General features: G+C 36.7%; 15 protein-coding genes. 13 read left to right on the top strand and 2 right to left on the bottom strand.

Features of this window, described 5'->3' with window-relative positions:
- The first annotated feature begins 25 nt into the window (after nucleotides 1-25).
- From DOT_RS12030 to DOT_RS12015, 4 genes are all read left to right on the top strand, one after another.
- Nucleotides 26-832 (top strand): MBL fold metallo-hydrolase, encoded by an 807-nt coding sequence (locus tag DOT_RS12030; protein ID WP_009618841.1) that lies wholly within the window; start codon nucleotides 26-28, stop codon nucleotides 830-832.
- A 292-nt stretch (nucleotides 833-1,124) separates the two neighbouring features.
- Nucleotides 1,125-1,784: a class I SAM-dependent methyltransferase gene (locus tag DOT_RS12025; protein ID WP_009618840.1), complete on the top strand. Its 660-nt coding sequence runs from the start codon at nucleotides 1,125-1,127 to the stop codon at nucleotides 1,782-1,784.
- Nucleotides 1,785-2,009: 225 nt separating this feature from the next.
- On the top strand, nucleotides 2,010-3,143 hold the full coding sequence (locus tag DOT_RS12020; protein ID WP_009618838.1) for a glycosyltransferase family 2 protein: 1,134 nt from the start codon (nucleotides 2,010-2,012) through the stop codon (nucleotides 3,141-3,143).
- 71 nt (nucleotides 3,144-3,214) lie between these two features.
- Nucleotides 3,215-3,610, top strand: coding sequence for a hypothetical protein (locus DOT_RS12015; RefSeq protein ID WP_009618836.1), 396 nt, complete (start codon nucleotides 3,215-3,217; stop codon nucleotides 3,608-3,610).
- A gap of 141 nt (nucleotides 3,611-3,751) precedes the next feature.
- Here the strand turns inward: DOT_RS12015 and DOT_RS12010 are convergent, their stop codons facing one another.
- Nucleotides 3,752-4,057 carry a type II toxin-antitoxin system RelE/ParE family toxin gene (locus DOT_RS12010; RefSeq protein WP_009618834.1) on the bottom strand — a complete coding sequence of 102 codons (306 nt, stop codon included), beginning with the start codon at nucleotides 4,055-4,057 and terminating at the stop codon, nucleotides 3,752-3,754.
- Entirely contained in the window at nucleotides 4,050-4,316 is a 267-nt protein-coding gene (locus tag DOT_RS12005) for a type II toxin-antitoxin system Phd/YefM family antitoxin (RefSeq protein WP_009618832.1), read from the bottom strand. Before DOT_RS12005 ends, DOT_RS12010 begins: the two co-directional genes overlap by 8 nt.
- A gap of 249 nt (nucleotides 4,317-4,565) precedes the next feature.
- Here DOT_RS12005 and DOT_RS12000 point away from each other — a divergent pair, with 249 nt between their 5' ends.
- The 9 genes from DOT_RS12000 (at nucleotide 4,566) to DOT_RS11955 (ending at nucleotide 12,739) form a co-directional block, all read left to right on the top strand.
- Nucleotides 4,566-4,745 (top strand): hypothetical protein, encoded by a 180-nt coding sequence (locus DOT_RS12000; protein WP_009618831.1) that lies wholly within the window; start codon nucleotides 4,566-4,568, stop codon nucleotides 4,743-4,745.
- On the top strand, nucleotides 4,742-5,050 hold the full coding sequence (locus tag DOT_RS11995; protein WP_009618830.1) for a type II toxin-antitoxin system RelE/ParE family toxin: 309 nt from the start codon (nucleotides 4,742-4,744) through the stop codon (nucleotides 5,048-5,050). Before DOT_RS12000 ends, DOT_RS11995 begins: the two co-directional genes overlap by 4 nt.
- A 461-nt stretch (nucleotides 5,051-5,511) precedes the next feature.
- Complete coding sequence (locus DOT_RS27795; protein WP_009618829.1) at nucleotides 5,512-6,708, top strand: SAM-dependent methyltransferase; 1,197 nt, start codon at nucleotides 5,512-5,514, stop codon at nucleotides 6,706-6,708.
- A 1,438-nt stretch (nucleotides 6,709-8,146) separates the two neighbouring features.
- Nucleotides 8,147-8,320: a hypothetical protein gene (locus DOT_RS30435; RefSeq protein WP_157998447.1), complete on the top strand. Its 174-nt coding sequence runs from the start codon at nucleotides 8,147-8,149 to the stop codon at nucleotides 8,318-8,320.
- A 293-nt stretch (nucleotides 8,321-8,613) separates the two neighbouring features.
- Nucleotides 8,614-8,952 carry a class I SAM-dependent methyltransferase gene (locus tag DOT_RS29335; RefSeq protein WP_009618827.1) on the top strand — a complete coding sequence of 113 codons (339 nt, stop codon included), beginning with the start codon at nucleotides 8,614-8,616 and terminating at the stop codon, nucleotides 8,950-8,952.
- A 394-nt stretch (nucleotides 8,953-9,346) separates the two neighbouring features.
- The gene (locus DOT_RS11975) at nucleotides 9,347-9,880 is read left to right on the top strand and encodes a flavodoxin domain-containing protein (RefSeq protein ID WP_009618825.1); all 534 of its coding nucleotides are present in this window, start codon (nucleotides 9,347-9,349) and stop codon (nucleotides 9,878-9,880) included.
- 182 nt (nucleotides 9,881-10,062) lie between these two features.
- Complete coding sequence (locus tag DOT_RS11970) at nucleotides 10,063-10,626, top strand: hypothetical protein (RefSeq protein ID WP_009618822.1); 564 nt, start codon at nucleotides 10,063-10,065, stop codon at nucleotides 10,624-10,626.
- A gap of 1,011 nt (nucleotides 10,627-11,637) precedes the next feature.
- Nucleotides 11,638-12,042 carry a hypothetical protein gene (locus tag DOT_RS11960; protein WP_009618820.1) on the top strand — a complete coding sequence of 135 codons (405 nt, stop codon included), beginning with the start codon at nucleotides 11,638-11,640 and terminating at the stop codon, nucleotides 12,040-12,042.
- A gap of 325 nt (nucleotides 12,043-12,367) precedes the next feature.
- Nucleotides 12,368-12,739, top strand: a complete 372-nt coding sequence (locus DOT_RS11955; protein WP_083824087.1) for a barstar family protein — start codon at nucleotides 12,368-12,370, stop codon at nucleotides 12,737-12,739.
- Nucleotides 12,740-12,799 lie beyond the last annotated feature (60 nt).

Below are 12,799 nucleotides of genomic sequence, written 5' to 3'. Positions count from 1 at the left end.
GCAGATAAGCTAAGGAGGCAATAAGGTGAAACTAAAAGTTTTGGTAGACAATAATACATACATTGACCAATATTATTGTGGTGAACCTGCTGTTTCATACTATATCGAAGATGAGGACATCAGGTTACTATTGGACGTAGGGTATTCTGATTTATTTCTGAGAAACTCGAATGAATTAGGTGTAGATTTAGAGAATTTAAGTGCTATTGTTATTTCACATGGTCACGATGACCACACTAGAGGATTAAAATACTATTTTGAACGAAACCATAAAAAATTTATTTCTATTATTGCACATCCAGATGCATTTAAAGAAAAAGTAGTAGACAATTTGAAAATTTGCTCTCCTATTTTGCTAGAAGAATTAAAAGAAAAGTGCAATCTGATTCTTTCGAAAGTACCTATTAAAGTTAGCAAACATATAACTTTTTTAGGGGAAATACCACAAACAAATGACTTCGAAATAAGAAAACCTATAGGTAAACAAATTGTTGGTGGAACTTCAGTTGATGATTATGTAGTAGATGATACTGCACTTGTCTATAAAAGTGAAAATGAGATTTATATTATTACTGGATGCTCTCATAGTGGGATATGCAATATAATACAATATGCAAAAGAAGTATGTAAAGATGATAGAGTATTGGGAATTATAGGCGGATTTCATTTATTTGAAGTAACTGAACAGGTTAAGAAAACTATCGATTATCTAAAACAGAACAACATAAAGGAATTATATCCTTGCCATTGTACTTCATTTTCTGTTAGAGCAGAAATACATAAAACTGTACCTTTGAAAGAAGTTGGAGTAGGGCTAGAAATAAACTGGTAAAATATAGGAATGAACATATGCTTTTAATTATCGCAATAGACATTATTATTCTTATTTAATGCATCAATACAGTTCGAGAGAGACGTATAAGGGACTCCCGTCCATGGTCGTCTCTGAATCACGGGGCATGGCCCGCCGCCTAACAGAGGGTTTGCAACATCGGAGAGAATATGAATGTAGTAACCCAACGTCGCAAACCCTCGGGACGTTATGCGAAATAGCAATAGTCATTAGCTTTCCATAGTTTGAAGGTTAAAATAAGATTAAATCGTTAATTAACGAGGAGATTGTTATGAAAAATGACCAAGGAAGTCTTCAATCACATGCTCAAAGTGCAAATTCATATGATGAGCAGGCTCGAGAATATGGCTGGTACGGCCCTGAAATACTCTTTGGTATGTGTTTTGAGTATATTTCTCCCGATTCTAAATTGTTGGATATCGGAATAGGTACAGGATTAAGTTCAGCATTATTTGCTAAAGCTGGATTAGAGATTTATGGAATTGATGGTTCAGTTGAAATGTTACATATCTGTAAAACAAAGAACATTGCTAAAGAACTAAAACAATACAATCTGAATGATTTGCCTTTACCATATTCAAATTCATTATTTCAACATATTATTTCTTGCGGTGTTTTTCATTTTATTGGTGATCTACAACCAATTTTCAGAGATGTTTCTCGGATTATTAAACCTGGTGGATTATTTTCATTCACAGTAAAGGCTGAACATTACGATAGAAAGACAGACTCTAGCAAAACAAATGATATGTACTATTCTGAAAGGTCACCTGAAGGGGTCGAGGTATTCACACATAGAAAACAGTATTTAAAATATCTTTTACAGTTACTCCATTTTGAAGAATTAAAAGAACAGCTTTTTCTTGTGCAAAATGGACAAGAGAATAATTACAGTACATTTTTTGCTCATGTGGTTAAGTATAAAAAATAAAGCTCCATTAAATAAGTATTAGATTTTAGTTAAACGATTAGTCTCAGGTAACACAATACTACTTCGCATAACAGCGTATTCCCAAAATCTGAGAGGGTATGAAAGTAGTAACCAGACTTCGGGAATACGCGGGACGTTATCTGAAACCGCTGGAAACATAAAGGATCATAAAAAGTGGACTGGAATGTTCAACTTTAAAAGTATTTCAAAGGAGGGGAGAAAGATATGAATATTCTCATTTTGGTAATTGCTTTAGTTTCTTCCTTATATTGGCTAAGTATAAGCGTGCTATGGTTTAGATATATGAAAACACTGCCTATTTTCAACATAAATGATTGTTCGTATGATGAAGCAAATTACCCTTTAGTATCCGTAATAATTCCAGCTTGTAATGAAGAAGAATCCATTGAGCAGGCGGTTAGACAGTTAATCAGTCAAGATTACCCTAAATTAGAGGTAATTGTAGTGAATGACCGATCTACCGATAATACTGGGGTTGTTTTGGAGAAGCTTAAAGTTCAGTTTCCTCAACTCAAAGTTATTACTATTTATGATTTGCCACCAAACTGGTTAGGTAAAAACCATGCTATTTTTCAGGGAGTGAAAGAGAGTATAGGTGAGTGGTTGCTTTTTACTGACGCTGATGTCATGTTCTCTCCCAAAAGTATGACGCAAACTGTTGGTTATGCTTTGGAACACAAGCTCGATCACTTAACAATTGCTCCTGATATGTATTATGGAGGTGTTTTCTACCGTGCTTTTCTTGCATACTTTGCATTTGCACTTACAGCTACGGTTATGGTTACCAAGAAAGTTGGAGTGGGTTCATTTAACTTAGTAAAAAAATCAGTATACAATGAAATAGGCGGCTATGAAATAATAGCGACACAGCCTGTTGATGACATTTCTTTTGGGAGACTCGTGGTAAATAAGGGATACAAACAGGGTTTCGGGTTGCCGAGTAAAGGCTTTATTACTGTAAAATGGTATAAAAACCTCTTTGCTGCGCTTAAGGGCTTTGAAAAAAACTTATTCGCATCTATGAACTATAAGGTTTCGGCCGTAATAGGGTTATGCGTATATAGTTTAGTTACAAATGTCTACCCTTTTTTTGGTCTGTTCTTTGGGTCAGTTTGGGCAAGAGCCTTGTGCGGTATTTCTCTCCTAAGTTTGTTTGCTGTCTACAATCACTTATCAAAGCTTTTTGATATCTCCCGTAGTTATGTTTTGTTTCATCCTATATCAGCATTGTTGTATCTTAGTGCAGTAATAAATTCAACTGTAAAGGCGCTATGCCGAGGTGGTATAGAATGGCGGGGAACCGTTTATTCTCTAAAAGAATTAAAGAACCATAAGTAATTGACGAAAACATTTGGGTAAGTCTTTGCTGCGGCATCAGATAACAGCGAATTCCCTAAATCTGAGAGAATATGAATGTAGTAACCAGACAAGGTAATGAAGAAAATTCTGGTGTTTGGGAATGGAAAAAGCTGAAAATCAGATTTGGATTTATAGCTGTCTTTGATTGGAATGCTCCTGACTTGAAAAACGATTGTTCAACTATCTTAGAAGTGAAATATGATGAGGATTTAGAAAAGCTATACGATCTTGAGGAAAGTAATAAAAGAAAATATGTTAACTACTTATCGCCTTTATTTGATGAAGTAGAAAACTACCTATGTATCAGTTTTTATTTGAGTAATTTTCAAGAAGGAATTAAAGACAATTTTGGCTATCTCAAAGTTATTGGCTCAAATGTAACTTTGGAATGGGTTAATGATAATTGTTTAATCGGCCAAATACATATACCTTTTAACAGGACTTAATTGTTTGTATATTTTCCTATAGCTCAATCACGGGGCGTCAGACGTCAGATAACAGCGTATTCCCAAAATCCGAGAGAACATGAAAGTAATAACCAGACTTCGGGAATACGCGGGACGTTATGTGCCATCAGGCTTTCGGGGCTAAACAAGGAAGTCATATTTACGTTTTGCATGTATTATTCTTCTGATTTCTACAACTTCTTCAAGGACTGCATAGAATACTAAGTAATTACCGACGACCAGCATTCGATAGTTAAGGTGAATAAGCCTCGGATCCTTTGGTACAGGACCCAAGAAAGGGAATAAGGCCAATTTGGAAATGGCCCTATCAATTTCATTAATAAAGCTTAATGCCGCAGTTGGATTATCTATCTGAATATAATCGATGATTTCAGTCAAGTCGTTTTCTGCAATTGGAAGGTACTCGATACGAAACCGATTATCCATTTATCTTTGCTCTCAATTTATTGATGAGGTCTTTGTGAGGAATACGAGGGACTCCAGCGGCACTCTGGGCTTCAGCTTCAGCCAACTTTTGATAGAGTTCCAATAAGGCCTGTTGCTTTTCATATAAAGCCATACTCATTACAACCAAATCGCCTTTACCATTCTTAGTGATAAAAACCGGCTCGCCACCTTCATGGCATATTTCGGAAATTTGGTTGAAGTTATTGCGCAGATCAGAAATTGGCTTAATAACCGGCATATGATCACATCCTATCATTTTATATATAGATATTATATCATAATTGTGATAGAAAGATGCAAGCGCCTGACAGTACATAACACGGTGTTCCCGACACTTGGAGGATGATGAATGTGGTTAGGGCGCGTCGGGAACACCTAAACGTTAGAAGAAAGCTTTGGTGAAAGACATTTTTTGGGGACTATCTGTAGAATGTTTGTTTTTGATGTATACTATAAGTAATAATGCTTTTTGAAGAGGTGAATATTTATGAGTCAAGTAAAGGATGCAGCCATAAAAATAATTGAGAATCTACCCGACCAAGCAACTTTGGATGATATAATGTACCAATTATATGTTAAAAAGAAAATTGATCTGTCCCTGAAAGCAGCAGAGGATGGAAAGGTATATTCTCATGAAGATGTTAAGAAGAGGATATTAAACAAATGAGAATTGAATGGTCAGAGCCAGCTGTACTTGATTTAGAAGGTATAAAAGAATTTATTGAAAGAGATTCGGAATATTATGCTATAGAATTTACTGGCAGAATTATAGAAATGGTTGAAAAACTTTCTGATTTTCCTAATCTGGGAAGAAAAGTTCCTGAAGTTGAAGATGAAAAGATTAGAGAGATCGTTTTTCATAACTATCGGTTAATATACAAACTAAGTGATGAATCAATTCTTGTATTGGCTATAATTCACGCGGCACGAGATTTAAATAATATGAAACAACAACCTTGGGAGAATACATAATTTGCCCAGGGTTTTCTTTTGGGCCAAAGCCTTCGCCTAACACGGGATTCCCGACACTTAGAGGATGATGAATGTGGTTGGGGCGCGTCGGGAATCCCTGGACGTTCTACGACATATCGTGCAAAGGACGCGCCATCCTTGGCGCGGACGAAAAGAATTTGTGGTATTACTTTGCAGTAGTAGGATAATTAAAAGTTCGCTAAATAGGAGTTTAGCAAATTAAATAATATTTTTAGCAAAGTATTGCAATTTACTTATATGACCTAAAGAGTAAAATGAAGGTAAATTTAAAATTAATGTCGAACGATTACAAGGTGTAAAAAGGAATTTTAAGTGAACAAGTTTTGATTAATTCTATTAGACATACAATCAACGAAGTTCGTTAAAACACCGTTATCGAACATACCGAGATGGGGTGTCATCGACAGCTAATAAAACAGTAGAAAAAGGGAGGAAGAAGAATGTTTCAATCTGTAAAAACAGTTACATATCAGGTATCAGACATAGAAAAGGCTAAGGATTGGTACTGTAAGATTTTGAATAAAGAACCGGCTTTTAATTCACCATTTGCCGTGATATTTGTAATTGACGACTCTGTATTAATGCTTGCTCCAACTTCAAATCCGTTATCCGGAAGCGATGAACGTATTGTTGCTTATTGGGGTGTTGAAAATATCGATGTAGTTTATCAGAAGTTGCTTGAGTTAGGTGCAACTCCACATACTGAGATCAATACGGTTGCTGATACGAAGTCAGCAAAAGTAGTTGACCCATTTGGCAACATTTTAGGAATCACAAGCAAAGTTTTAGCAGCAAAAGATAGGTCCGTTGAAAATCAGCCTTCTGAGACGGCAAATGGGGTTACCTTCTGCCGTGCTCTTGCCGCGAGAGATGAAAGGGAAGAGTTTAGAGGTCCGGATTATCTGGCAGAAATATTTCTGACCGAAGATGGTAAAAGGCCATTGAAAGATCGGGCCTCAAGAGAATGGGTCATTAACAATTTGATCACCCCTGAGCGATATGGATACCTTATTGCTCGAACAGCCTACATTGATGATATTTTCAAACAATCACTCCGGGAGAATATTCCCCAAATAGTTTTCCTTGGCGCAGGATACGATACCAGATCATACCGTTTAAAAGAACTAATCAAAGAAACCAGAATTTTTGAATTAGATATTCAAACTACTCAACAACGGAAAAAGGAAAAATTAAATCAATCCAATATATCTATACCAGAGCAATTAACTTTTGTTTCTATCAACTTTAAGAGTGATGTCCTTGAAAAAGTGCTGTTTAAGGCAGGGTTTGACAAAAATAAAAAAGCGCTTTTTATCTGGGAAGGGGTTATGTATTACCTACCTGCCGAGGCGGTTAATAATACGTTGAAATTTGTTAAACTAAATTCACCTGTTGGCAGCACAATTTGTTTTGATTACTTGACAGCGGAAAGGCAATCTGTTAATGCTGGTGAGCCTTTCCTGTTTTGGATTGAGGAAGAGAGAATTGAATCCTTTTTATCTGAACGAGGTTATAAAATTATGGAGCGTCTTACATCAAAAGATATGGAAAGTAAGTATCTTTCTGTCCGTAACGGTTCAGTTGTTGGAAAAGTAATACCTCATTTTAGTTTTGTACATGCATCAGTCTTAGAATAAGCATAATAAATTGTGGATTTTGAAGTGATTAAATACCTCTATGGTGGAGTTGCGCACATCCGATAATACATATATGGGTAAAATAGCACATGCGTCCTTATTGTGAATGCTAGTGCTATTGTCATAACGCCCACTTCCATATCAAATTACTGTAACTTTGCTTCGCAAAAGACATATATTTTAAACGTTTGTTTATAAAACTATATTTCCAGTTATTCCTATTTTGGGCAGTAGATTGTATTCCGGGTAAATTCAAGGCAGCGCCGTCCGTGGCGCTGTCTGAGTCACGGGGCACGATACATCGTAGAACAGAGGGTTTGCAACATCGATGAGAATATGAATGTAATAACCCGACGTCGCAAACCCTCGGGACGTTAGGCGACAGACCATGCAGGAGACCGGGCGTCCTTGCCCGGATTTGAAAGGAATCGTATTTGAGGGTTAATGCACTTTGTTACAATCATAGAATCAAGAGGAGGGAGAATAAATCAATGAATAATTATTTTTATATAATAATCTTATTGCTTGGGTGTACTTATAGTATCATTCACAATATATATTTGTTTAATAGAGGAAGGTATAGTCCATACTTATTTGAAAAAGCAACTAATAAGCAAGCAATCTTTAGTTTTGGATTGTTTTTAGTATTTTTTTGGTCTTTCTATAAATTACTGCTTAATACTAAACCTTCATTTATATATATTCTAGTACCTTTTATAATTTTTTCTTTTTGTTTTACACTTTGCACAAGCGTATTAAATTATTTATCGTATATGAACACTAAAAACCAAAAAATAATATATCATACTGTTATATTCAATGTATCTGTTATTGCTTTTTGCTTATATATGGTGAATTTGTATCTACATAGTCCAAACTGGTTAGTTCGCAGGTGAAATATTAATACGCATGATTCTTACTTGATAAACAATACTGTTCGGATGGGGACGTTTAAGGGACTCCCGTCCATGGTCGTCTCTGAATCACGGGGCATGTTCCGCCGCCTAACAGAGGGTTTGCAACATCGGAGAGAATATTAAAGTAGTAACCCGACGTCGCAAACACTCGGGACGTTAGGCGACAGACCATGCGGGGGGCCGGGCGTCCTTGCCCGGATTTGTAAAGGATCGTTGTTTAAGTTTGAAATTGATGCACAGTTGTCGGAATTCGTGCCATAGCCATAAACATTGGAGGCCTATAAAATGGATAAGCCTTTTGATAACGAACAGGAATGTAACATGGAAAAAACTATCGAGTAGGATACCTAGAAAGAAATCGAATATTCGAAGTGTTTTTTAAAATTATCAATGAGAGAACAGTGATTGAGTGTCATCGAGCTTTCAGAGAATGCTTTGAGAAGAATTTTAAAGGACAAGAATTTAAAATTCTGTTTAATTTAATGGGTTACCGCCACGATTGTTTAGCAGGAGATCGAGCAATGAGAGAGTTGTTTAGTGGCACATGGAAGCCGGAAGAATACGCAAAATGTGTCGCCTGTGCAATTGTCAATGATGATTATCCCAGAATGGAATATCGGATACAAGCCAGTATCAATGAAAAAGAACGTTACTTTGGAGACATAGACTCGGCATTGGAATGGCTATCACTTTGAGATTAGTTACCCGACCGCTCTCTCGCCCGTTTATACAATAGTAACAAAGAAAAATAGATAAAAGGCTTTTTTGAAACTATGTTGTTGCACATTCTTCTACTTAAATGCATCTATACAGTTCGTAGGGAACGTTTAAGGGACTCCCGTCCATGGTCGTCTCTGAATCACGGGGCATGGTCCGCCGCCTAACAGAGGGTTTTGCGACATCGGAGAGAATATGTATGAAGTAACCCGACGCCGCAAACCTCGGGACGTTATGCGACACATTCGGTCTGATTTTGGAGGAGTTAGTTTTGGAGAATGAGATTAAGCTTTTTTATGATTTAACTGCTGAGCGAACGGCAGAAGAATGGTATAAAGAAGATATTTTAAAACCTACAATTCGGGATTTTGTTTCTTTACTACCAGAACGTCCACGGATCTTGGATTTAGGATGTGGACCCGGGCATGAAAGCATGAGGTTGGCATCAGTTGGAGCGAATGTTTTAGGTATTGATTTTAGTGAGGAATGTATTAATATTGCAAGGAAGCGTTGTCCGCAATGTCAGTTTGATGTTTTAGATTGTTTGAGTTCATCAGGTGAGACGTCAAAGGCGGGCTTACTAAAATATTTTTCCAGAAGCCTTAAGTGAGAAAGGTAATGTTGAAGGGTTTGAGAGGATAGACCGCGAAGTTCCATTTCGAGCTTCATTTTTTGAAGATGAGGTGTAAGAGTACGAGAAGTTTGAGGCATGAATATCATCCTTTCCAAGTTAATTTGGGTTTGCAAAAGAATGATATCATGCCTCATGTATATTTTTAGGTGTTAAAAAAAGCCACCGCGCAGCAGTTTAGTACAACAGCGTGTTACCAAAATCTGAGAGAATATGAATGTAGTATGCAGACTTCGGGAACACGCGAACCGTTATATGAAACCGTACGCAAATTGCAGCTCATTCTTGCGGGAGCTTTCTCAGGAACGACTTTCGTAGAATTTCGTGGTTGTAGTTTTATACGAGAATGTCCAGAACTTGGAGGAGCAAAGTAATGAAAACCGTGGTAATCTACAAGTCGAAAACAGGTTTCACAAAGAAATACGCAGAATGGATTTCGGCGGAGTTGTCAGCCGATATTTATTGTGCTTCAAGAGTCACTACTAATATGCTGTCAGTGTATGACTGTGTAATTTATGGTGGCGGTTTGTATGTAGTGGGTATCAATGGAGTCAAGTTAATAACGCAAAACGTTGACAAACTTAAAGGTAAAAAAGTTGTTGTCTTTGCAACGGGGATGTCGCCCGCAAGAGAAGAGGCAGTAAGTGAAGTGATCAGTAGGAACTTTACTTTAGAACAGCAAAAAATTATACAGTTCTTTTATTTGCGGGGTGGTTTTGATTACCGTAAACTTAATCCTTTTGATAAGATACTTATGACATTACTGAAGGTATCTATAAAATGGAAGAAGTTAAGGAAAAAGGAACTGATTTCTGATGAAATAGGTATTCTCGAAGTCTTTGACAAGCCAGCAGATTATACAAGAAGGGCTAAAATAAATGAGTTAGTTGAGTATGTTTCCTCATAAAAAAGTCCATAATGTGAAATTCAATTGGGGAGTTCAAGTGTGGCTTCGCGGGGTGTACGGCATCATATAACAGAGGATTTGCGACACTTTGAAAAGATGAAAGCGGTTGGGACGCGTCGCAAACCCTCAGAACGTTATACGAAATCGCTAGGTCATGAATATTAGGGATGAGGGAAGAGGAAATGAAAAGAACTAACCTGATATCGGTTATTATTGTGGTTCTGATAATTGTCGCGGTGCTAATATCCGTTTTTCCACCCAAGGCTACGGGGAAAAACATTGAAGAAGCAATCGAGAAATCTGGTCGACACGTAGTAAAGGTAATACACCTAGAAAAGATTATGGACGGAGACGTAGTTTTCTTTTATAAAAGTATTAATGGAGGAAAAGATACGACTCTGGCCGCAGGATATACAAAAAAGACATTTTGGGGTTGGGAGTGGGTTAATGGAGGAGAACAGTCGCGTGCCAGCGAAGAACCAGGGCAATCAATAACAGTTCAATATTTTCCCGCAACGAAAGACACCCCTTTCCCTATAGCATATGGAGAAATTTCTGATCCGCAAATTATTCGGGTTAGCGTTCAGACTGACAAAAGAGCGAAAGAAAAAGAAGCGAGTATAGTTAAAAACGGTACGACCAGTATATGGTTTGTATTTCTTAATCCATCAGATGGTACCCAAATACGGGCGAATGGTCTATCCCAAAGTGGACAAACCTTAATTTCCAACTCATTTAGTTTATAATTATCAAGATTTAAGCTGTCTTTGCCGCGACATCGTATAACAGCGTATTCCTAAAATCTGAGATAATATGCAGGTAGTAACCAGACTTCGGAATACGCGAACCGTTATACGTCATGTTGGGTTCTGATAAGGGACGGGGAGTAGGGATTATATGTCAAAGAAAAGCATGGTAATGGTAATACTGAGTCTAATAAACTGGATACCCGTACTAAACTTATTACTTAGCCATCATACATTAACAAAATTTGTATTTCTTATTACATATTTGTCACTTTTAATTTGGCCTATAATAGCAATTGTGATCATTATACTTTTGATAAGAACTTTGTATCTGAAAAAAACATTCAATATCTTTTATATTCTAATCATAGTTTCGAATATTGCATTTCTGTTTATTGGAATAAAGTATCTTAAATCGGTTGCATGGATTGTTTAAGAGAAAGTAGGAGACTATTTTCATGTTTCTTTTTCAAATTTCTAGGCCAAGAAATAAGTAGTGTAATAAAACTAACTACATAATTTGCAGACGGTCTAACTCTCCCTTTGTTATGAATTTGATTTTAGATAAAGAGTAATAGTGTTACAAAAAAGGATATTGTGGTCTTAGATATTTAGTTAGGGTCTTGAATGATATTCTCTGTCACACGACGTATAACAGAGAATTCCCAAAATCTGAGAAGATATGAATGTAGTAACCAGACTTCGGGAATTCTCGATACGTTATAGGAAAGACTGTGCCCGAGCTTAGCCGTTCGCCATCCTTGGCTTTGAAGTTGAATAACGAATGAAGTGAAAATAACACAAGAATAGAGGTAATATATTTGGCTGACGATAGCAAGATTATTGACATTAATAGCCGGAGAAAGAACTTGACGATAATACTGGTGAGGATGGTTATGAAGGTTGGGAAGATGACTATGACCTCATTAGCAAAGGAGATTTCGAAGGATTAAAAAGGCTTAGACAGGAAATGGCAAAGAGTGATCCTGAGGATATCTTGCACAATGGCGATTGGGAGAGGCTTATATTTTATGTAAGGAGTACGAAAAAGCAATAGATTATTTCACACCATTGTATAGGAAAAATCCAGAATTTGATGATATAGTGTATTCGATTTTAGACGCCTTGTTTGCATTGGGGAAAAGTGAAAGAGACTTTAAATGGGTTACGGTGCCAATAATTAAAAGATTGAACAATGAAGTTTCGAATTTTTGTTACGATTATCTAAAAGGGAAAAGGAAAGCAAGAAGTTTAGAGGATGTATATTGTCAATTAATAGATGAGGGATATCTGACCTTTAGTGAAGAAGAATTGTTGAATCATTTGATTGAAGATGGAAGGTTTGAATGCCAGAATGATGGAGGTGTTTATAGTACTTTACTAAAAGTTCATAGGAAAAGTAAGTTGAAATCGTGAAAGATATGCTTCGGAGAGGACGCTCCGCCATCCATGGCTCCGCTGGGCACAGTCCATCTGATAACAGCGTATTCCAAAAATTGAGAAAACATGAAAGTATTAACCAGACTTCGGGAATACGCAGAACGTTATACGACAGACTGTGCGAAGAAATAAAAAGTAGAGAATTCTTATAAGTATTTGTGAAGAAGGGAAACTATTTGAGCGACAAGATTGCAGGGGGTACGACCTGGTATGACTTCTTCAAAATAGCAGTGTTTCACTATTTTGGAAGGAGGCAGTTTTCGAGGAGTATGTAGAACTCCTACAAAAGGAGGATTTCTATATACATGAGCTTGACTGTTCTAAGTGGTTGGATATAAAGAATTTTCATTCCGCAATTTCAAACAGTCTAGAATTTCCTGATTATTATGGAAACAATCTTGATGCTTTTAATGATTGTCTTTCTGACTGCATTCCCAAAGGACAAGGAATTGTATTAGCCTTTAGACATTATGGTTTCTTTGTAGAAAGATTTCCTAAAGAAGCGATCAAAATATTAGGAATAATTCACTATAATTCGTGGCGGCTCTTATTAGGCCATAAATTGATTACCTTAGTTCAAACGGACAACCCAGAGATAAGTTTTAATGATATACACAAAGTATCTGGATACTGGAACCCAAAAGAATGGCTTAAAAAAGATCATAGTTTATAATTTAACTACTAATCGGAGAATAAAGGTATTTTTAGGGTTTGCGATTGGGGGCACAGTCCA

The organism is Desulfosporosinus sp. OT (assembly GCF_000224515.1).
Lineage (GTDB): Bacteria > Bacillota > Desulfitobacteriia > Desulfitobacteriales > Desulfitobacteriaceae > Desulfosporosinus.
This window is presented reverse-complemented; position numbering and strand designations above follow the sequence as displayed.

Excerpts from the sequence above, each read along its gene's own strand:
- DOT_RS12005 (WP_009618832.1), bottom strand. The coding sequence starts at position 4,316 with ATGCCGGTTATTAAGCCAATTTCTGATCTGCGCAATAACTTCAACCAA.
- DOT_RS12010 (WP_009618834.1), bottom strand. The coding sequence starts at position 4,057 with ATGGATAATCGGTTTCGTATCGAGTACCTTCCAATTGCAGAAAACGAC.
- DOT_RS27795 (WP_009618829.1), top strand. The coding sequence starts at position 5,512 with ATGTTTCAATCTGTAAAAACAGTTACATATCAGGTATCAGACATAGAA.
- DOT_RS12000 (WP_009618831.1), top strand. The coding sequence starts at position 4,566 with ATGAGTCAAGTAAAGGATGCAGCCATAAAAATAATTGAGAATCTACCC.
- DOT_RS12020 (WP_009618838.1), top strand. The coding sequence starts at position 2,010 with ATGAATATTCTCATTTTGGTAATTGCTTTAGTTTCTTCCTTATATTGG.
- DOT_RS11970 (WP_009618822.1), top strand. The coding sequence starts at position 10,063 with ATGAAAAGAACTAACCTGATATCGGTTATTATTGTGGTTCTGATAATT.
- DOT_RS12025 (WP_009618840.1), top strand. The coding sequence starts at position 1,125 with ATGAAAAATGACCAAGGAAGTCTTCAATCACATGCTCAAAGTGCAAAT.
- DOT_RS11995 (WP_009618830.1), top strand. The coding sequence starts at position 4,742 with ATGAGAATTGAATGGTCAGAGCCAGCTGTACTTGATTTAGAAGGTATA.
- DOT_RS12015 (WP_009618836.1), top strand. The coding sequence starts at position 3,215 with ATGAATGTAGTAACCAGACAAGGTAATGAAGAAAATTCTGGTGTTTGG.
- DOT_RS11975 (WP_009618825.1), top strand. The coding sequence starts at position 9,347 with ATGAAAACCGTGGTAATCTACAAGTCGAAAACAGGTTTCACAAAGAAA.
- DOT_RS30435 (WP_157998447.1), top strand. The coding sequence starts at position 8,147 with ATGAGAGAGTTGTTTAGTGGCACATGGAAGCCGGAAGAATACGCAAAA.